Source organism: Xanthomonas sp. WHRI 1810A, from assembly GCF_040202885.1.
Taxonomy (GTDB): domain Bacteria; phylum Pseudomonadota; class Gammaproteobacteria; order Pseudomonadales; family Pseudomonadaceae; genus Aquipseudomonas.
This window is the reverse complement of sequence record NZ_JBEGED010000025.1, coordinates 19,705-40,059: the sequence shown is the minus strand read 5'-3', so window position 1 is coordinate 40,059 and position 20,355 is coordinate 19,705. Positions and strand designations below refer to the sequence as shown.

The window sequence follows — 20,355 nt, the reverse complement described above, 5'->3', positions numbered from 1 at the left end:
CGCGCCTCTTATTCCTGAATGACGTCAGCGCCCTTCGGGATCTGGAACTGGAATTTGCTGGCCGGGACAGGCTCGTTGGCCTTGACGCCGGTGAACAGAATATTGGTGCGCTGGCCGACGCTGTCAATCAACTGCATGTCGTTGATCAGGCCGTTGCGGAACGACAGGCGCAGGCTGTCGAACAGCGTGTCCTTGGACTTGGGCTTAAGCACGAAATCGATCACGCCACCGGCTTCCTTGGCGGTGATGTCGAAGCTTTCGTTGATCTTCGACACGTCACCGGACAACAGCAGCGCAGGGGTCTGGGTCAGGCGCTGGTCCAGGGTCTTGATGGTGACCTGTTCCAGGTCAGGGTCCCACAGCGAGACTTTCTTGCCGTCGGACACCATCAGTTGTTCCTGGGGCGCATCGGTGTGCCAGTTGAACAGGCCGGGGCGCTGCAAGGTCATTTCGCCCGAGGTCTCCTGCAACTGCGTGCCGCCGCCGTCCAGGGTCAGCTGGGAAAAGCGCCCGGTCAGGGTCTTGGACGTCTCGAGCAACTGGGTCAGGCGCGCCACGTCCTTGCTGTCGGCGTGGGCCGAAACAGCGGAAAAAGCCAGTGCAGATACCAACAACATGCGGATCAGGCGCATGGGAGTCCTCTTTGAATGCGGTTATGGCTGACGGCGCGTCGGGCGCCGTCAGGTCAAGCGTGACGCGGGCTGGACATCAGTCACGCATCGGGGCCGGCGCAATCACTTCGCGCGAGCCATTGGTGTTCATCGATGTCACCACGCCCGCCATTTCCATGGTTTCAATCATGCGGGCGGCGCGGTTGTAGCCAATCTTGAGTTTGCGCTGTACGGCGGAAATCGAGGCGCGGCGGCTTTCGAGGACGAATTTGACCGCTTCGTCATACAGCGCATCGCTCTCGCTGTCCTCGCCGTCGCCACTGCCACCGCCGCCCTCGAAGCCACTGCCCGGCTCTTCGACGCCGGCCAGAATGTCTTCGTTGTAATCGGGCGTACCGCGCAGTTTCCAGGCTTCCACCACACGGTGAACTTCTTCGTCGGAAACGAACGCACCGTGCACACGGATCGGCAGGCTGGTACCGGGGGGCATGTACAGCATGTCACCGTGACCCAGCAGTTGCTCGGCGCCACCCTGATCGATGATGGTCCGGGAATCGATTTTGCTCGACACCTGGAACGCCATGCGGGTCGGAATGTTGGCCTTGATCAGGCCGGTGATCACGTCGACCGACGGACGCTGGGTCGCGAGGATCAGGTGAATACCGGCCGCCCGGGCCTTCTGGGCGATACGGGCGATCAGCTCTTCGACCTTCTTGCCGACGATCATCATCATGTCGGCGAACTCGTCGACCACCACCACGATAGTCGGCAGCTTGACCAGCAGTGGCGCTTCGTCGTGGATGCTTTCGCGCTTGTACAGTGGATCCACCAGCGGCTCGCCGGCGTCCTGAGCGTCCTTGACCTTCTGGTTGAAGCCCGACAGGTTGCGCACGCCCATCTTCGCCATGAGCTTGTAACGACGCTCCATCTCGGCCACGGACCAGCGCAGGGCGTTGGCGGCGTCCTTCATGTCGGTGACCACCGGACACAGCAAGTGCGGAATGCCTTCGTAGATCGACAGCTCGAGCATTTTCGGGTCGATCATGATCAGCTTGGCGTCTTCAGGGCCGGACTTGAACAGGATCGACAGAATCATCGCGTTCACGCCCACCGACTTACCGGAACCGGTGGTACCGGCCACCAACAAGTGCGGCATCTTCGCCAGGTCGGTGATGACCGGCTTGCCGCCGATGTCGTGGCCCAGCGCCAGGGTGACGGGGGATTTGGCGTCGTCATACTCTGACGTCGACAGCACTTCAGAGAAGCGCACGATCTGCCGGTCTTCGTTCGGGATCTCGATACCGACCGTGGTCTTGCCCGGAATAACTTCCACCACCCGCACGCTGGTCACGGCGAGGGAACGCGCCAGATCCTTGGCCAGGTTGGAAATACGACTGACCTTCACCCCGGCCGCCGGCTGAATTTCGTAACGGGTGATCACCGGGCCCGGGTGGATCGAGTCCACAGAGACCTCGACACCGAACTCCTTGAGCTTGATCTCGAGCAAATGGCCCACTGCCGCCAGGGATTCAGGCGAGTAGTTGAGCTGTTTCTTTTCAGCGGGGTCAAGGATCGAGATCGGCGGCAAGGTGCCTTCCACGGCGCTGTCGACGAACAGCGGCGCCTGTTTTTCCTTCTGCACGCGCTTGCTTGGCTCCGGGGCTTTGGCCGGTGCCGGGGCGATGACGGCGGGAACGTGCTTTGCACGCTCGGTCATGTGTTGGGTCAAGGCCTGCTCACGCTCGATCAGACGTTCCTTGGCTTTGGCTTGCTCGCGCCGATCCGGCGCAATCGGGGCCACCACTTCATCGACCCGCGCGTCGACTTCACGCAGCTGCGCCACCATCTGCCTGCGCTCGGTGCGCGCGCTCCACCAACGGTTCATCGCGCCCTGGAACAGTTCGAACAAATCGAGAGTGATCTTGCCGGTGGTGTCCATGACCTTGAACCACGACAGGTCGGTGAACACGGTCAGACCAAACAGGAACAAGGCGATGAACAGCAGCGTGCTGCCCTGGATATTCAGCGCGCGCTTGGCCAGATCGCCCAGCACTTCGCCCAGTACCCCACCCGCGGAACCCGGCAGGCCCGAGGCCGAATGAAAATGGATATGGGCCAGGGCCGCGCCCGACAGAATCAGGAACACCAGGCCGATGGTGCGCCAGGAAAACAGCCACCCGCTCCACTGCCACGGCTCATGCCGCTGACGGAACACCTGATACGCCTTGACGGCCAGCAACAGCGGGAAGATGTAAGCGAAGTAGCCGAGCACCATGAACAGGATGTCAGCCGAAAACGCGCCGGCGCGACCGGCTGCGTTTTGTACTTGAAGGGAACTGCTGGTATGGCTCCAACCCGGATCGGCCTGGTCGTAGGTCACCAGGGCCATCATCAGGTACAGGCACAGGGCGCCGAAAGCGATCAGCGCACCTTCCTTGAGCCGGTAGTGCAAATGCTGCCGCCAAAGCGGAACGGGACTGGGTGCTGCGATGGATTTCTTCAAAACGCTTCAATTCCTGCGCGCAAGCGCGAACATCTGATGATTGACTATGAACGGCTACATTGACGAAATAACGCTGACCGATCAGGGCCAGCTGCGAAAGCACAACAATGTTGTACCCACGCTCGACAGTTGACTTGAAATGAGGTTAAACAACGTCGCACATTGTACGGATTTGCACGCCGCATGCCACGTTAGTCTCGCTTGCACTCTGCCGATGTTCAAGCGTAGACGAGCGCGTCCAATTTGAGCATGCATTCTCTTTGCTGACAAAGGCTTATGACGCGTACCTGCCGCAGCGGTACAACTGCCCGGCGCCCGCGCACCCTGACACAGGCCGCAAGCCTCGAAAAAACCAAAGTGCCACTGTTTTGCGTAACGAACAATCGCGTGTGACCGCGTTTAAGACACGGAGTTGCAAACCGCCCACACCGCCCTCCCCTCTCGCGAAGTCTGGATGCCATGCTGACCTGGTTACAACGCAACACGCTTGATTTCCCACCGCTGCACAAGGCCATGCGCGAGCCGAACGGACTGCTGGCTGCCGGGGGCGACCTGTCGGCGGATCGGCTGATTCAGGCCTACCGCCATGGCTGCTTTCCGTGGTTTCAGGAAGGCCAGCCGATCCTCTGGTGGTCGCCGGATCCGCGCACCGTCCTGCTGCCCGATGAGCTGCACCTTTCCAAAAGCCTGGGCAAACTCCTTCGCCAACAGCGCTACCGAGTGACCTTCGATCAGGATTTCGCCACCGTGATCGAGGCCTGCGCTGCCCCGCGCAGCTACGCCGAGGGCACCTGGATCACCGACTCGATGCAAGCCGCCTATGTGCAGTTGCATCAACGCGGCCTGGCCCACAGCGTTGAAGTGTGGGACGGCGATAAATTGGTCGGCGGGCTGTATGGGCTGGCCATGGGGCAGCTGTTTTTCGGTGAATCGATGTTCAGCCGTGCCGATAATGCGTCGAAGGTGGGTTTCGTGACCCTGGTCGAGCACCTCAAGGCCTGGGGCTTTGTGCTTATCGACTGCCAGATGCCGACCCAGCATTTGCACAGCCTGGGCGCGCGCTCGATTACGCGATCACTGTTCGCCGATTACCTGCAACGGCACCTTGACCAGACCAACGGCGCCGACTGGCTACCTAGGCGAGTTTGACTCCCCTGACATACACTCTTACTAAAGTTTTTCTCGAGGGTTGACCATGACAGAGCTGGCGCGGCTTAAGTTCTATGCCACTCAACCCCATTCCTGCAGCTATTTGCCTGAGGAGCAAGCGACGACGCTGTTTCTCGACCCCAGCCAGCCAATGGATGTGCAGGTGTATGCCGACCTGTCGGACATGGGTTTTCGACGCAGTGGCGACCACTTGTATCGCCCGCACTGCCAAAATTGCAGTGCCTGCGTGCCGGCTCGCATTCCTGTCGGCCTGTTCGAGCCCGATCGTCAGCAAAAACGCATTTTCAAGCGCAATGCGGACCTCACGGTGACCGGGACCAAACCGCACTTCAGCGAAGAATACTTCGACCTGTACAAGCGCTACATCGAACAACGCCATGCTGATGGCGACATGTTTCCCCCCAGTCGGGATCAATTTTCGACCTTTCTGGTGCGTGACTTGCCCTTCTCCCGCTTTTACGAATTTCGAGCCGATGGAAGGCTGCTCGCGGTCGCGGTAACTGACCTGTTACCCAACGGTCTTTCGGCGGTTTATACCTTCTATGAACCGGCCGAAGAGCGCCGCAGTCTGGGGCGCTACGCGATTCTGTGGCAGATCGCCGAAGCCACACGACTTGAGCTGCATGCGGTGTACCTGGGCTACTGGATAAAAAACTGCAAAAAGATGAATTACAAGACGCAATATCGGCCCATTGAGCTGCTAACTAACCAAAGATGGGTCACTCTTTACTGAAGCCCTTGGCTTAAACCTCAGTTTTCGGGCACAATGCAGCCCGCTTTTGCCTGGCTGCCAGTTGCACCGGGCCATTCATTGGATACCGAGGGCTTTACTGCATGTCGAAAGAAGACAGCTTCGAAATGGAAGGCACTGTCGTCGACACCCTGCCCAACACCATGTTTCGTGTGGAGTTGGAAAATGGGCACGTCGTAACCGCGCATATATCCGGCAAGATGCGCAAGAACTACATTCGTATTCTTACCGGTGACAAGGTGCGTGTTGAGCTGACGCCCTACGACTTGAGCAAAGGGCGCATCACATACCGCGCCCGATAAGCAGGTCTTAACAAAAACGCCCGGCATCTGCCGGGCGTTTTTGTGTGCGTGTGATTTGTAGGCCATCTGTTGGAGCGAGGCTTGCCCGCGAAGCTAACGGCACAGCGCTTCAGATAAACCGAGGTGTCAACTTCGCGGGCAAGCCTCGCTCCAACAGGATCAGCGTTTGCTGCACGACTGCTCGACGACAGGAAATCCCCTGCAGGAGTAGGTAAGCAAAAAGGCGCCAATCGGCGCCTTTTTGCTGTGTTGCGGTAAAGCGTCAGGCCAGCTCGGCCGTGGTCTCGAAGTCGAACGTGATTTCCCCGTCCTTCAGATCGATGTGCACGACACCGCCATGTTCGGCCAACTCGCCAAACAGGATCTCTTCGGCCAACGGACGCTTGATCTTGTCCTGGATCAAACGTGCCATTGGACGAGCACCCATTTGCGCATCGTAGCCACCTTCAGCCAGCCAACCCCGCGCGGCATCAGTCACCTCAAGCAGCACACGCTTGTCTTCCAGTTGCGCCTGAAGCTCGGTGAGGAACTTGTCCACCACGCTTTTGATGACCTCATGGCTGAGGCGACCAAACTGGATAATGGTGTCCAGACGGTTACGGAATTCCGGCGTGAAGGCCTTCTTGATCACTTCCATCGCGTCGGAGGAGTGATCCTGATGCGTGAAGCCGATAGAGGCTCGCGCAGCGGTTTCAGCACCGGCGTTGGTGGTCATGATCACGATGACATTGCGGAAATCCGCCTTGCGCCCGTTGTTGTCGGTCAAGGTGCCGTGGTCCATGACCTGCAGCAGCAGGTTGAAGACCTCGGGGTGCGCTTTTTCGATCTCATCGAGCAACAGCACGCAGTGCGGTTGCTTGGTGATGGCTTCGGTCAACAGACCGCCCTGATCGAACCCGACGTAGCCCGGTGGCGCACCGATCAGACGCGATACGGTGTGGCGTTCCATGTACTCGGACATGTCGAAACGCAGCAGCTCGATGCCCAACGCCTTCGCCAACTGGCGAGCCGCTTCGGTCTTGCCGACACCGGTAGGCCCGGCGAACAGGAACGAACCGACCGGCTTGTCCGGCGATTTGAGGCCGGCGCGAGACAGCTTGATCGCGGTCGACAGTGAGTCGATCGCGGCGTCCTGACCGAACACCGTGAGCTTGAGGTCACGCTCCAGGTTACGCAGCAGCTCCTTGTCGGAACTGTTGACGTGCTTTGGCGGAATACGCGCGATCTTGGCGACGATGTCTTCAACCTGCGGCACTTCGATGCGCTTGACGCGCTTCTCCAGGGGCTGCAGACGTTGATAGGCGCCGGCTTCATCGATCACGTCGATGGCCTTGTCCGGCATGTGCCGGTCGTTGATGTAGCGCGAGGCCAGTTCAGCCGCCGCACGCAACGCTTCGTCGCTGTACTCGATGTTGTGGTGCTGCTCGAAACGCCCTTTCAGGCCGCGCAGGATACCAATGGTGTCTTCGACGGACGGCTCGGTCACATCCACTTTCTGGAAGCGACGGGCCAGAGCACGGTCTTTTTCGAAGATCCCGCGAAATTCCTGATACGTGGTCGAGCCAATGCAACGGATGTCGCCGGAAGACAACAACGGCTTGAGCAAATTGGAGGCATCCATGACACCCCCCGACGCCGCGCCCGCACCGATGATGGTGTGAATTTCATCGATGAACAAAATGGCGTGGGGACGTTTTTTCAGCTCACCGAGCAGCGCCTTGAAGCGCTTCTCGAAATCGCCGCGGTATTTGGTGCCTGCCAGCAACGCGCCGAGGTCAAGCGAGTACACCACGCTGTTCATCAGCAGGTCAGGCACCTGGTTGTCGACGATGCGCTTGGCCAGGCCTTCGGCGATGGCGGTCTTCCCGACACCGGCTTCGCCCACCAGCAGCGGGTTGTTCTTGCGGCGACGCGCGAGGATCTGAGCGACACGCTCGACTTCAAGCTCGCGGCCCACCAACGGGTCGATGCGGCCTTGACGGGCCAGTTCATTCAGGTTGCTTGCATAGGCATCCAGAGGATTGCCTGAAGAAGAAGACTCACCGCCCTCGTCGTCCTGCATATCTTGCTCACCTTCAGAATGATCGCCGTGGCCCGGCACTTTGGAGATGCCATGAGCGATGTAGTTGACGACATCGATCCGGGCAACGCTCTGCTGTTTGAGCAGAAACACGGCCTGGCTTTCCTGTTCACTGAAAATTGCGACAAGCACATTGGCGCCGGTGACTTCACGCTTACCGGAGCTTTGGACATGGAAGACGGCGCGCTGCAGGACGCGCTGGAACCCGAGGGTTGGCTGGGTTTCACGATCCTCGTCATGCACGGGGATCAGCGGTGTGGTGGAGTCGATGAACTCCTGCAGATCATGCTTGAGTTTGTCGAGGTTTGCGCCGCAGGCACGCAGTACGGTGGCTGCAGCTTCGTTGTCCAATAGAGCCAGCAGGAGGTGTTCCACGGTCATGAATTCATGACGTTTGGAACGAGCCTCCTTGAAAGCCAAATTGAGGGTGACTTCGAGCTCACGGTTTAACATAGCTTCACCTCATACCCAAGTGTCCGGCGTTAACCGTCCTTCTCGATCTCACAGAGTAGCGGATGCTGGCTTTCCCTGGCGTATTGGTTTACCTGCGTTGCCTTGGTCTCGGCGATGTCGCGGGTAAACAATCCACATACTGCCCGTCCCTCTGTATGGACGGCCAGCATGACCTTGGTCGCCAGCTCACGATTCAGGTTGAAAAAGACCTCGAGGACTTCAACAACGAAATCCATCGGCGTGTAATCGTCGTTGAACAAAACCACCTTGTACATCGGTGGCACCTGCAATATCGGCTTGGCATCCTGGAGCGCGATGCCTGCCGCTTCGTCCTCGTGGGATTGCGGATCATCCTGATTGAATGTTAGTCGAATCTTGCGGATAGCATGCATGGAAAGAAGGGTTCGTTAGTGGCGAATTGAAATAACGCGTCGCAGTCCGACCGGTTTTCAAATGGACCGCCGCGTGACCTTGACTATCGGCTAAAGGGTGTTACAAACAATAGAACCCACAGTGGGTAAAAAGGGTCCGCGCAGTCAACCAAAATTTTTTAGGTCCGGCGGATAGGTGGATGATACTCCCAACGGAGTCCTTTGCAGAGGGATGTGACTATGGCAAGCGGTAAAGTCAAATGGTTCAACAATGCCAAGGGTTATGGGTTCATCGTCGAGGATGGAAAGACAGAGGATCTGTTTGCTCACTACTCGGCCATCAAGATGGACGGTTACAAGACACTGAAGGCCGGCCAGCCGGTCAAGTTTGAAATAATCCAGGGACCCAAGGGGTTGCATGCGGTGGAAATCGCGTCCGCAACCGAAACGGTCACCCCAGCAGTGAACCAAGAGCCACACGTGCACCACGAGCAACACAACGTTCACGCCTGAGCCGGACCGTTCAAGCGCGAGACCTGAGAGGCCGGCCAGTTCACACCTCGGACTGACCGGCTTTTTTTGGCCTGTGAAACGCCTCACCGGTGCAGCGGCACGCAGGCGGTTTTGAATTTTGACCGGGCGCCGTGCTCCTTTAGTCGAAAACTGAATGGCGTTGATCCGGCCAACAGTACTGCAACGCTACTGCGACACCTTGCCGCAGGGCACGTAGCACGCGGCTTGAGGGATTTCGGCGACTTTTTTCAGACCATGCCCGCGGTTCAAAATCGACCGGCACGACTGCATGGCAGTCACACGGGCCTCGTAACAATGCTTCGGACCGGTGGTATACTGCCGCCGGTGACCATTGGGTCATTGAGGGCTTAGCTGTCTGAAACGGCACCTCCAGCCCTCGATCGGAACCGCTGGACGCTCGACTGTGTAACCCTATCGCGCGACGAAATTCTCGACTTTCGGCTCATCGATATCTTGGGCGAAAGTGCCTACCCTGCGCATCTCGAAATTTTGTGTACGCTCAGCAAAGAAGAGAGTTATCCCGAAATGCCCAACCGTTCGAAGATCATCTATACCTTCACCGACGAAGCGCCTGCCCTCGCCACCTACTCACTCCTTCCTATCATCGAAGCCTTCACCTCCTCTGCTGATATCTCCGTCGAAACCCGCGACATCTCCCTGGCTGCCCGTATTCTGGCCAGCTTCCCGGAGCGCCTGGGTGACAAGAAAGTGTCCGACGACCTGGCAGAGCTTGGCGCGCTGGCGACCACGCCGGAAGCCAACATCATCAAATTGCCGAACATCAGTGCCTCGGTTCCGCAATTGAAGGCGGCTATAAAGGAGCTGCAGGACAAGGGCTACGACGTCCCCGATTACCCGGACGAAGAGATCACCGACGCCGACAAGGCGGCCCGGGCTGGCTACGACAAAGTGAAAGGCAGTGCCGTGAACCCGGTACTGCGCGAAGGTAACTCTGATCGTCGCGCGCCGCTTTCGGTCAAGAACTACGCGCGCAAGCACCCGCACAAAATGGGCGCCTGGAGTGCAGATTCCAAATCCCACGTTTCGCACATGGACAACGGCGACTTCTACGGCAGCGAAAAATCCTCGCTGATCGCAGCCGATGGCGCCGTGAAGATCGAACTGGTCGGCAGCAACGGCACCACCACCGTCCTCAAGGACAAGACCTCGGTCCTGGCCGGTGAAGTGATCGACTGCGCCACCCTCAGCAAAAAAGCCCTGCGCGCGTTCATCGCCGAAGAAATCGAAGACGCCAAGAAGCTGGGCGTGCTGTTCTCCGTGCACTTGAAAGCCACCATGATGAAGGTGTCCGACCCGATCATGTTTGGCGAGATCGTCGCCGAGTACTATCAGGACGCGCTGAACAAGCACGCTGATGCACTGAAAGACATCGGCTTCAACCTGAACAACGGCATCGGCGACCTGTACTCGCGTATCAAGTCGTTGCCCGCCGACAAGCAGGCCGAGATCGAAGCGGACATCAAAGCCGTCTACGCCACCCGCCCGCCTCTGGCGATGGTCAACTCGGACAAGGGCATCACTAACCTGCACGTACCGAGCGACGTGATCGTCGACGCCTCGATGCCGGCAATGATTCGTGACTCCGGCAAGATGTGGAACACCGAAGGCGTCCTGCAGGACACCAAGGCCGTGATTCCGGATCGTTGCTACGCGACCATCTATCAGGCGGTCATCGAAGACTGCAAAAAGCATGGCGCCTTCGACCCGACCACCATGGGCAGCGTGCCGAACGTCGGCCTGATGGCGCAGAAAGCCGAAGAGTACGGCTCGCACAACAAAACGTTCCAGATCGACACCGACGGTGTTGTCCGCGTCACGGACGACAAAGGCGTTGTGGTGATGGAACAGCCGGTGGAAGCCGGTGACATCTGGCGCATGTGCCAGACCAAGGACGCGCCGATCCAGGATTGGGTCAAACTCGCGGTCAACCGTGCGCGCGCCAGCAACACCCCGGCCATTTTCTGGCTGGACCCGGTGCGTGCCCATGACGCAGTGATGATCAGCAAGGTCGAAAAATACCTGAAGGATCACGACACCACGGGCCTGGACATCACCATCCAGTCGCCGGTTGACGCGATGAAAGTGTCCCTGGAGCGCATTCGTGCGGGCAAGGACACCATCTCAGTGACCGGTAACGTGCTGCGCGACTACCTGACTGACCTGTTCCCCATCATGGAACTGGGCACCAGCGCCAAGATGCTGTCGATCGTTCCGCTGATGAATGGCGGCGGTCTGTTTGAAACCGGCGCTGGCGGTTCGGCACCCAAGCACGTTCAGCAGCTGGTTGAAGAAAACTTCCTGCGCTGGGATTCGCTCGGTGAGTTCCTGGCACTGGCGGCGTCCCTGGAACACCTGGGCACGACCTACAACAACCCGAAAGCGCTGGTGCTCGCGACTGCCCTGGACAAGGCCACCGGCCAGTTCCTGGATAATAACAAGTCGCCATCGCGCAAAGTCGGCGGCATCGACAACCGTGGCAGCCACTTTTACCTGGCCACTTACTGGGCACAGGCGCTGGCTGAGCAGACTGAAGATACCGCGCTGCAAGCACAGTTCACTGAGCTGGCAAAAACCCTGGCCGACAACGAAGCGACCATCGTCGCCGAATTGAACGCCGTACAGGGCAAGCCACTGGATATCGGCGGTTACTACTTCGCCACTCCGGAACTGGCGAGCAAGGCCATGCGCCCAAGCAAAACCCTGAACGAGGCGATCGACGCGCTCAAGTAAGGTCTGCCTGGAACGCAACGAAAAACCCCGGCCCAGTGCCGGGGTTTTTTATGTTGTAGCGAGGCTTGCTCGCGAAGGCCGCGATGAGATGGCGAGCCTAATCGACCGCGTTGTCAGCTTCGCGGGCAAGCCTCGCTCCAACTCATTGCTCGCTCACTATTCTGGAGATCGCCCATGGATTTCAAACCCCACATCACCGTCGCGACCATCGTCGAAGACAACGGTCGGTTCCTGTTCGTCGAAGAACAGAAAAACGGCAAGCTGGTGCTTAATCAGCCCGCCGGTCACCTGGACCCCGATGAAACCCTCGGGGAAGCGGCGATCCGCGAAACCCTGGAAGAAACCGGCTGGGACGTCGAACTGACCGGTGTCGTCGGCATTTACCTGTACACCGCACCCAGCAATGGCGTGACGTACCAGCGGGTCTGCTTTGTCGCCAACGCATTGCGTCACCACCCGGAACGGGCACTGGACACCGGGATTGTCGGCGCGCCGTGGATGACCCGCGATGAACTGGCCAGCCAACCCGAGCGCTGGCGCAGCGAGCTGGTACTGCGCTGCATCGACGAATACCTCGCAGGCCCCATCCATCCCCTGTCGGTGATACGTGACTGAAGAGCTTTTTCGCCTTGGCGCCGACTCCCTGCTAGAATCGCGTCCTTTTCCAAGCCACCCAATGAACCCCTATGTCTGATCCAGCCTTTTCCACTACAGAAAAGAAGCGCGTCATTGTCGGCATGTCCGGCGGCGTGGATTCTTCGGTTTCCGCCCTCCTGCTCATGGAGCAGGGTTATGAGGTGGAAGGCCTGTTCATGAAGAACTGGGAAGAAGACGACGGAACCGACTACTGCACCGCCATGGACGACCTGGCCGACGCCCAGGCCGTGTGTGACCGCATCGGCATCAAGCTGCACACGGTCAACTTTGCCTCCGAGTACTGGGACAACGTCTTCGAGCACTTCCTCGAAGAGTACAAGGCCGGCCGCACGCCCAACCCGGACATCCTCTGCAACCGGGAAATCAAGTTCAAAGCCTTCCTCGATTACGCGTTCATGCTCGGCGCCGACCTGATCGCTACCGGGCATTACGTGCGTCGCCGGGACATCGACGGCCGCACCGAACTGCTCAAGGGCCTGGACCCGAACAAGGACCAGAGCTACTTCCTGCACGCGGTCGGTGGCGAGCAGATCGCCAAGACGCTGTTTCCGGTGGGCGAGCTGGAAAAGCCGCAGGTGCGCGCCATTGCCGAGAAGTACGAGCTGGCCACCGCCAAGAAAAAAGACTCCACGGGCATCTGCTTCATCGGCGAACGGCGCTTCACTGACTTCCTCAAGCAATACCTGCCCGCGCAACCCGGTGAGATCAAGACCACCGAGGGCGAAGTCATCGGCCGCCACGCGGGGCTGATGTACCACACGATCGGCCAGCGTCAGGGCCTGGGGATCGGCGGCAAGAAGGATGCGAGCGAGGAGCCGTGGTACGTGCTGGTCAAGGACCTGGAGAAGAACGAGCTGATCGTCGGCCAGGGCAATGAACATCCCTGGCTGTTTTCCCGTGCCCTGCTTGCCTCGGAGATCTACTGGGTCAACGAGGTCGACCTGACCACCCCGCGCCAGCTGACCGCCAAGGTCCGTTACCGCCAGGGCGATCAGCACTGCACGCTGGAGCGCACCGCCACCGGCTACCGCGCCACGTTCGAAGAGCCGCAACGCGCCGTGACCCCGGGCCAGTCGGTCGTCTTCTACGACGGCGAAATCTGCCTGGGCGGCGGCGTCATTGAAACCGCCGAACCCTGGCACAGCAAGGATGGGCATTGATGAGTCCGCTTCAGGAGCAACTGGTGGCATTGGGCGGCGTGTTTCAAGCCGCCGTGTTAGTGGACCGCATTGCCAAGACCGGCCAGGCCGCCGAAGCCGCCGTCGGCTGTATGCTCGGCAGCCTGTTGGTGCTGGACCCCAAGGACACCCTCGACGTCTACGGGGGTGACGACCTGAACCTGCGCGAAGGCTACCGCGCGCTGGCCAGCGCCCTCGAACGCGACCCTGGCACCCTGCAACGCGAGCCGCTGCGCTACGCCCTGTCGATGCTGGGCCTGGAGCGTCAGCTGTCCAAGCGAGACGACATGCTGGAGGTCATCGGCAAACGCCTGCCGCAGATCAAATCCCAGGTCGAACACTTCGGCATCGTTCACGAAAACGTGATCGCCGCCAGCGGCGCGCTCTATCAGGACACCCTGAGCACCCTGCGCCAGCGCATTCAGGTGCACGGCGACATGCGCAACCTGCAACAACCGAACAACGCATCGAAAATCCGCGCCCTGTTGCTGGCCGGCATCCGCTCCGCTCGTCTTTGGCGACAAGTGGGCGGGCATCGCTGGCAGCTGGTCGTGAGTCGTCGCAAGTTATTGAAAGAACTGTACCCGTTGATGCACGGCTGATTTTTTTCACGCCTTCAACGAGCGCATTACCAAGCACCGCGCGTGCTGCGCCGACGAGTCCAGGTCGGCTCGGCGGATTTTTCATGTATGATACGCGCCCCATTTCGTGCCCGACTGTCCGAGAACACCCCATGCAGCTTTCTTCGCTCACTGCGGTTTCCCCTGTAGACGGCCGCTACGCCGGCAAAACCCAGGCCCTGCGCCCCATTTTCAGCGAATACGGTTTGATCCGTTTCCGCGCCCTGGTGGAAGTCCGCTGGCTTCAACGCCTGTCGGCTCACCCGCAAATCCCTGAAGTCCCGGCGTTCTCCGCCGAAGCCAATGCGATCCTCGATGCGCTGGCCACTGACTTCGCCCTCGAACACGCCGAACGCGTGAAAGAAATCGAGCGCACCACCAACCACGACGTGAAGGCGATCGAATACCTGCTCAAGGAGCAGGCGGCGAAACTGCCGGAGCTGGCCAAGGTCAGCGAGTTCATCCACTTCGCCTGCACCAGCGAGGACATCAACAACCTGTCCCACGCCCTGATGCTGCGCGAAGGCCGCGACACCGTTCTGCTGCCGCTGATGCGTCAGATCGCCGAATCCATCCGCGAACTGGCGATCCGGTTTGCCGAAGTCCCGATGCTGTCGCGCACCCACGGCCAGCCAGCCTCCCCCACCACCCTGGGCAAGGAACTGGCGAACGTCGTGTACCGTCTGGAGCGCCAGATCGCCCAGGTCGCTGCCGTGCCGCTGCTGGGCAAGATCAACGGCGCCGTCGGCAACTACAACGCGCACCTTTCGGCGTACCCGGATATCGACTGGGAAGCCAACGCCCGCGCCTTCATCGAAGACGAGCTAGGCCTGGGTTTCAACCCGTACACCACGCAGATCGAACCCCACGACTACATCGCCGAGCTGTTCGACGCCATCGCGCGCTACAACACGATCCTGATCGACTTCGACCGTGACATCTGGGGCTACATCTCCCTGGGTTACTTCAAGCAGCGCACCATTGCCGGCGAAATCGGTTCCTCGACCATGCCGCACAAGGTCAACCCGATCGACTTCGAGAACTCCGAAGGCAACCTGGGCATCGCCAACGCACTCTTCCAGCATCTGGCGAGCAAGCTGCCGATTTCCCGCTGGCAGCGCGACCTGACCGACTCCACCGTGCTGCGCAACCTGGGCGTGGGTTTCGCACACAGCGTGATTGCCTACGAAGCCAGCCTCAAGGGCATCAGCAAGCTGGAACTCAACGAGCAGAAGATCGCCGCTGACCTGGACGCCTGTTGGGAAGTCCTGGCGGAACCGATCCAGACCGTGATGCGCCGCTACGACATCGAGAACCCGTACGAAAAACTCAAAGAACTGACGCGCGGCAAGGGCATCGGCCCTGAGGCGCTGCAGACCTTCATTGACGGCCTGGACATGCCGGCTGCCGCCAAGGCCGAGCTGAAGAAGCTGACCCCGGCCAATTACATCGGCAGCGCCGTGGCACAGGCCAAGCGCATCTGACCGCACCGCCGACGCTCTGAACGCCCGGCTGAGCCGGGCGTTTTTATTTCGTTCGACACATCGCACTTTTTCAATAGGTTACACATGAATCCTGACATTCCTCTTCAGCTCCTTGGCGGCATCAGCGCGCGTGTTTTCCTGCGTGATTACTGGCAGAAAAAACCCTTGCTGATCCGACAGGCGATTCCGGATTTCCAGAACCCTCTGGACGCCGACGAGCTGGCAGGCCTGGCGCTGGAAGAAGAAGTCGAGTCGCGTCTGGTGATCGAAAACGGCGAGCGGCCATGGGAGCTGCGTCGCGGCCCCTTCGCCGAAGACGAATTCAGCAAGCTGCCGGAGCGCGAGTGGACCTTGCTGGTGCAGGCGGTCGACCAGTTCGTCCCGGAAGTCAGCGAACTGCTGGAGCATTTCCGCTTCCTGCCAAGCTGGCGCATCGACGACGTGATGATCAGCTTCGCCACGCCGGGCGGCAGCGTGGGCCCGCACTTCGATAACTACGACGTGTTCCTGCTGCAGGGCCAGGGCAAGCGTCACTGGCAGATCGGTCAGATGTGCGACGGCGAGACCCCGCTGCTCGAGCATGCCGACCTGCGCATTCTGTCTGATTTCCAGGCCACCGAAGAATGGACCCTGGAACCGGGTGACATGCTGTACCTGCCGCCGCGCCTGGCCCATTGCGGCGTTGCGGTTGACGACTGCATGACCTACTCGGTGGGCTTCCGTGCCCCGAGCGCCGCTGAAGTGCTGACCCACTTCACCGACTTTCTCAGCCAGTTCATTCCGGAGGAAGAGCGTTACACCGACGCCGACGCGCAACCGGTCAGCGACCCGCATCAGATTCAGCACGACGCCCTGGATCGCCTCAAAGCCCTGCTCGCCGAGCACATGGGTGACGAGCGCCTGCTGCTGACCTGGTTCGGCCAGTTCATGACCGAGCCGCGCTACCCGGAACTGGTGGTCGGGCCTGAACTTGAAGAAGCCGAGCTGCTCGACAGCCTGGAACAGGGCGCGGTGCTGATACGCAACCCGAGCGCACGTCTGGCGTGGTCGGAAGTGGACGACGACCTGCTGTTGTTCGCCAGCGGCCAGAGCCGTCTGCTGCCCGGCAGCCTGCGTGAGTTGCTCAAGCTGATCTGCGCCGCCGATGCATTGCACAGCGATAACCTCGGCCCGTGGTTGTCGGATGAAAACGGTCGCAATCTGATTTGCGAACTGGTCAAACAAGGAAGTCTGGGATTTGCCGATGAATAGCATCCGTGTACGCAAGGCCGACTGGCACAAGGACAACGCCGACATCCGGCGCATCCGCGAAGCCGTGTTCGTGGCCGAACAGTCGATTCCGCCTGAGCTGGAGTGGGACGCAGAAGACGCCAGCGCCCAGCATTTTCTGGCCACGGAAGGCGACTTCCCCATTGGCACCGCGCGGCTTTTGCCCGACGGGGAAATCGGTCGGCTGTCGGTGCTCAAGGACTGGCGCGGCCTTAATGTGGGTGATGCGCTGCTCAACGCGGTCATTGCCGAGGCCGAGCATCGCGCCCTGAGCCCGCAGAAACTCAGCGCGCAAGTGCAGGCCACCGCGTTTTACGAGCGCTTTGGCTTCACCGTGGTGAGCGCTGAATTCCTTGAAGCCGGTCTGGCCCACGTGGACATGCTGCGCCACTCGAAGTAAATCGAGCGGCCCGCCAAGCCCTAGACGTGACGCCCCGCGTTCCAGCTGACTATGCTGGGACTGTCGGGGCGTTCTGCCGTCTGCGATTCAACTTGGCTGTTTTGGCGCCGACATACTGTCAAACTCAGCGCTTTGTTGCGCCACGCGGAGATTACAGAAATGGTGTTACGTGCCCTGCTCGCTTCCTTGCTGTTGGCGTGCAGCCTTGCTGCCAGCGCCGCGACCGAGATCATTCCGCTCAATTACCGCACCAGCGATGAGTTGCTGCCCACGGTCAAATCCATGCTGGGCGCCGAAGGCAGCGTCAATGCCTACGGCAACAAGCTGATCATCAACGCCGAACCCGACAAGATCAGTGAAATCCGCGACCTGCTCGGCCAGCTGGATACCGCGCCCAAGCGCTTGCTGATCAGTGTCGACACCAGCGACAGCAGCAACCAGAGCAACTCGGGCTATTCGACCAATGGCACAGTGATCGCGCAGAACGGGCAGGTCAGTGGTCGCAGCCAGACGCGCATCATCAACTACGGCTCCACCAGCCGCGAGGGCGGCGTCCAGCAAGTGCAAGCCAACGAGGGCACGCCCGCGCTGATTCAGGTCGGGCAAAGCGTGCCGATCACCACCACGCAGTCGGACGGTTACGGCTACCCCCAGAGCAACACTGAATATCGCAACGTGACCCAGGGGTTTTACGTCACGGCCAGCGTCACCGGCGACATCGTGCACCTGAGCATCAGCACCAACCGAGACCGGATGAGCCAGGAACGCCCGGACGCCATCAAGGTGCAAAGCACCGACACTCAGGTCAGCGGCCGGCTGGGCGAATGGATCACCCTCGCCGGCACCAGCGACCAGTCCCGGGCGGATGAACAAGGGATCGTGCGCCGCTACTCCACCCAGGGACGGGACGACATGACCTTGCGGGTCAAGGTCGACAGTCTCGACTGAAACCCCCGTACCCGCACGCCCCCCCAACACCCATAGGCCCGAAAACTGACCAACGAGTCGTTTCCAGAAATATGTAGTGCTCCTAAAAAAGCACTACATAATGTTTGACGATGGCCAGATCGCGAGGCATGATTGGCTCGCTCCCGCTTATCAGAGGCTTGGTAAAAGCCTCCGGATCGCTGCTCAAACCCACCCAACTTGAGCCGGTTCGTGTCTGTATCGCCCAAAAGGCCGTTTGACGAGATCGCGACTGGAACGAAGTTGTCCCGAGGGACACAGCGCTCGGAACCCGTTTGTGAAACTGTTTGCGGCGTGCACTACACGGCCACCACACGCCATGGATGCACGCCTCGCAATAGCCCGGCTCCTCGTGTGTGCTTGCCCTTCACCTCTTCGTTCACCTGTCGTGTTTCGTTGAGTGCAGGCTTGATCGCCCTTTGGTCAGCGAGCAGCCCGGTGATGCGCCGTCCCGAACACGGGCGCTGTCACCCGGTGGAGCAAGGAGCTTTCCCGACAACAAGACCTATGCGACGAGGTTTACCCCATGGCACAGACACGCGAACAACACATTGCAGCCATCGAGAAAGACTGGGCCGAGAATCCACGCTGGAAAGGCGTGACTCGCACGTATTCGGCTGCTGACGTCGTCCGCCTGCGTGGTTCGGTTCAGCCTGAACACACCTTTGCAAAACTGGGCGCTGAAAAGCTCTGGAAGCTGGTCACCCAGGGCGCCAAACCGTCGTTCCGTCCGGACAAGGATTTCGTCAATTGCATGGGCGCCCTCACCGGCGGCCAGGCGGTGCAGCAAGTAAAAGCGGGCATTCAGGCAATTTACCTGTCTGGCTGGCAGGTGGCGGCGGACAACAACTCGGCAGAGTCGATGTACCCCGATCAGTCGCTGTACCCGGTGGACTCGGTGCCGACCGTGGTCAAGCGCATCAATAACGCGTTCCGCCGGGCGGACCAGATTCAGTGGAAAGCCGGCAAGAACCCGGGCGATGAAGGCTACATTGATTATTTCGCGCCGATCGTGGCCGACGCTGAAGCCGGGTTTGGCGGTGTGTTGAACGCCTACGAACTGATGAAAAGCATGATCGAAGCAGGTGCAGCGGGCGTGCACTTCGAAGATCAACTGGCCTCCGTCAAGAAATGCGGTCACATGGGTGGCAAGGTCTTGGTGCCTACGCAGGAAGCCGTGCAAAAACTGGTGGCTGCGCGTCTGGCGGCAGACGTGGCTGGCGTTCCCACGATCATCCTGGCCCGTACCGACGCTAACGCTGCGGACTTGCTGACCTCCGATTGCGACCCGTACGACCAACCGTTTGTGACAGGCACCCGCACCCCGGAAGGCTTTTACAAAGTGCGTGCCGGGCTTGATCAAGCCATCGCCCGCGGCCTGGCCTACGCGCCCTATGCCGATCTGATCTGGTGCGAAACCGCCAAGCCGGACCTGGACGAAGCGCGGCGCTTTGCCGAAGCGATCAAGAAGGAATACCCGGACCAGTTGCTGTCCTACAACTGCTCGCCCTCTTTCAACTGGAAAAAGAACCTGGACGACGCGACCATCGCCAAATTCCAGCGCGAACTGTCGGCCATGGGCTACAAGCATCAGTTCATTACCCTGGCCGGTATTCACAACATGTGGCACAGCATGTTCAACCTGGCGCACGACTACGCCCGCAACGACATGACCGCCTATGTGAAGCTGCAGGAGCAGGAGTTCGCTGACGCCGCAAAGGGCTACACCTTCGTGGCGCACCAGCAGGAAGTCGGCACCGGCTACTTCGACGACATGACCACCGTGATCCAAGGCGGCAAGTCCTCGGTCACCGCGCTCACCGGTTCTACCGAAGAGGAGCAGTTTCACTAAGCGTCAGGCAACGCTCAATGAAAGGCCGCCTTCTTGGCGGCTTTTTTGTGGGCGCCTTGTTCCTGCCTCTGTAGGAGCTGACGAGCCCGAGCGAGGCTGCGATGAGGGTGCCACAGACAGACCGCGATCACAGCCTCGCTCGGGCTCGGCAGCTCCTTCGGGTTTCCAGCGTCAATTGGCGGCAAATGTCTGGCAGGCATCATTATCCAAGCTATGGTTAGCGCACCACCACGAGCTGTTTCCGAAGACGGGCTTCATAAACAGGTTATTTGCACTTAAATGATATTAATTATCATTTAAGTGCGCTGTTTTTGATTGTTGATTGTGTGAAACATAATTAACAAAAAACGCCCTGATGCCCGCAGCGCATGGCTCTGCACACTAAAACCATGACCTATCTCAT

General features: G+C 59.8%; 16 protein-coding genes and 2 pseudogenes. 13 read left to right on the top strand and 5 right to left on the bottom strand.

All coding sequences use genetic code 11. The features are described 5' to 3' along the window. Positions 1–8: 8 nt before the first annotated feature. The 3 genes and pseudogenes from lolA to ABQX22_RS27005 all read right to left on the bottom strand — a co-directional run. Positions 9–632: an outer membrane lipoprotein chaperone LolA gene (lolA, locus tag ABQX22_RS24890; protein WP_349802542.1), complete on the bottom strand. Its 624-nt coding sequence runs from the start codon at positions 630–632 to the stop codon at positions 9–11. Positions 633–708: 76 nt separating this feature from the next. Beyond that, a pseudogene (locus tag ABQX22_RS24885) lies at positions 709–2,355 on the bottom strand (DNA translocase FtsK); the annotation flags it as partial. Between the two features lie 192 nt (positions 2,356–2,547). Then, positions 2,548–3,063: pseudogene (locus tag ABQX22_RS27005) on the bottom strand (DNA translocase FtsK 4TM domain-containing protein); the annotation flags it as partial. A gap of 510 nt (positions 3,064–3,573) precedes the next feature. Here ABQX22_RS27005 and aat point away from each other — a divergent pair. The 3 genes from aat (at position 3,574) to infA (ending at position 5,337) form a co-directional block, all read left to right on the top strand. Then, positions 3,574–4,263 (top strand): leucyl/phenylalanyl-tRNA--protein transferase, encoded by a 690-nt coding sequence (gene aat / locus ABQX22_RS24880; protein WP_349802539.1) that lies wholly within the window; start codon positions 3,574–3,576, stop codon positions 4,261–4,263. Between the two features lie 46 nt (positions 4,264–4,309). Continuing rightward, positions 4,310–5,017, top strand: a complete 708-nt coding sequence (locus ABQX22_RS24875; protein WP_349802538.1) for an arginyltransferase — start codon at positions 4,310–4,312, stop codon at positions 5,015–5,017. Between the two features lie 101 nt (positions 5,018–5,118). Beyond that, the gene (infA, locus tag ABQX22_RS24870) at positions 5,119–5,337 is read left to right on the top strand and encodes a translation initiation factor IF-1 (protein ID WP_002553999.1); all 219 of its coding nucleotides are present in this window, start codon (positions 5,119–5,121) and stop codon (positions 5,335–5,337) included. Between the two features lie 262 nt (positions 5,338–5,599). Here infA and clpA read toward each other — a convergent pair whose 3' ends face one another. Both clpA and clpS read right to left on the bottom strand, forming a co-directional pair. Then, a complete protein-coding gene (gene clpA, locus ABQX22_RS24865) occupies positions 5,600–7,870 on the bottom strand; it encodes an ATP-dependent Clp protease ATP-binding subunit ClpA (RefSeq protein ID WP_349802537.1) in 2,271 nt (756 codons plus the stop codon). 29 nt (positions 7,871–7,899) lie between these two features. After that, the gene (clpS, locus tag ABQX22_RS24860; RefSeq protein ID WP_349802536.1) at positions 7,900–8,262 is read right to left on the bottom strand and encodes an ATP-dependent Clp protease adapter ClpS; all 363 of its coding nucleotides are present in this window, start codon (positions 8,260–8,262) and stop codon (positions 7,900–7,902) included. A 219-nt stretch (positions 8,263–8,481) separates the two neighbouring features. On the opposite strand from clpS, the gene cspD reads away from it, so the two are divergent. The 10 genes from cspD to aceA all read left to right on the top strand — a co-directional run bounded on the left by cspD (position 8,482) and on the right by aceA (position 19,952). After that, positions 8,482–8,754, top strand: coding sequence for a cold shock domain-containing protein CspD (gene cspD / locus ABQX22_RS24855; protein WP_441005327.1), 273 nt, complete (start codon positions 8,482–8,484; stop codon positions 8,752–8,754). Between the two features lie 546 nt (positions 8,755–9,300). Continuing rightward, positions 9,301–11,526, top strand: coding sequence for an NADP-dependent isocitrate dehydrogenase (locus ABQX22_RS24850; RefSeq protein WP_349802535.1), 2,226 nt, complete (start codon positions 9,301–9,303; stop codon positions 11,524–11,526). Between the two features lie 174 nt (positions 11,527–11,700). Further along, positions 11,701–12,141, top strand: coding sequence for an NUDIX hydrolase (locus ABQX22_RS24845; protein WP_349802534.1), 441 nt, complete (start codon positions 11,701–11,703; stop codon positions 12,139–12,141). 71 nt (positions 12,142–12,212) lie between these two features. Beyond that, positions 12,213–13,343: a tRNA 2-thiouridine(34) synthase MnmA gene (gene mnmA / locus ABQX22_RS24840; protein ID WP_349802533.1), complete on the top strand. Its 1,131-nt coding sequence runs from the start codon at positions 12,213–12,215 to the stop codon at positions 13,341–13,343. After that, positions 13,343–13,963, top strand: coding sequence for a high frequency lysogenization protein HflD (gene hflD / locus ABQX22_RS24835; RefSeq protein WP_349802532.1), 621 nt, complete (start codon positions 13,343–13,345; stop codon positions 13,961–13,963). Before mnmA ends, hflD begins: the two co-directional genes overlap by 1 nt. A gap of 131 nt (positions 13,964–14,094) precedes the next feature. Beyond that, on the top strand, positions 14,095–15,465 hold the full coding sequence (gene purB / locus ABQX22_RS24830) for an adenylosuccinate lyase (RefSeq protein ID WP_349802531.1): 1,371 nt from the start codon (positions 14,095–14,097) through the stop codon (positions 15,463–15,465). Between the two features lie 84 nt (positions 15,466–15,549). Beyond that, positions 15,550–16,716, top strand: coding sequence for a ribosomal protein uL16 3-hydroxylase (locus ABQX22_RS24825; protein ID WP_349802530.1), 1,167 nt, complete (start codon positions 15,550–15,552; stop codon positions 16,714–16,716). Further along, positions 16,709–17,134 carry a GNAT family N-acetyltransferase gene (locus tag ABQX22_RS24820; RefSeq protein WP_349802529.1) on the top strand — a complete coding sequence of 142 codons (426 nt, stop codon included), beginning with the start codon at positions 16,709–16,711 and terminating at the stop codon, positions 17,132–17,134. The genes ABQX22_RS24825 and ABQX22_RS24820 overlap by 8 nt, the downstream gene beginning before the upstream one ends. Positions 17,135–17,293: 159 nt before the next feature. Continuing rightward, the gene (locus ABQX22_RS24815; protein ID WP_349802528.1) at positions 17,294–18,082 is read left to right on the top strand and encodes a secretin N-terminal domain-containing protein; all 789 of its coding nucleotides are present in this window, start codon (positions 17,294–17,296) and stop codon (positions 18,080–18,082) included. Between the two features lie 544 nt (positions 18,083–18,626). Further along, positions 18,627–19,952 (top strand): isocitrate lyase, encoded by a 1,326-nt coding sequence (gene aceA / locus ABQX22_RS24810; protein WP_349802527.1) that lies wholly within the window; start codon positions 18,627–18,629, stop codon positions 19,950–19,952. Positions 19,953–20,355 lie beyond the last annotated feature (403 nt).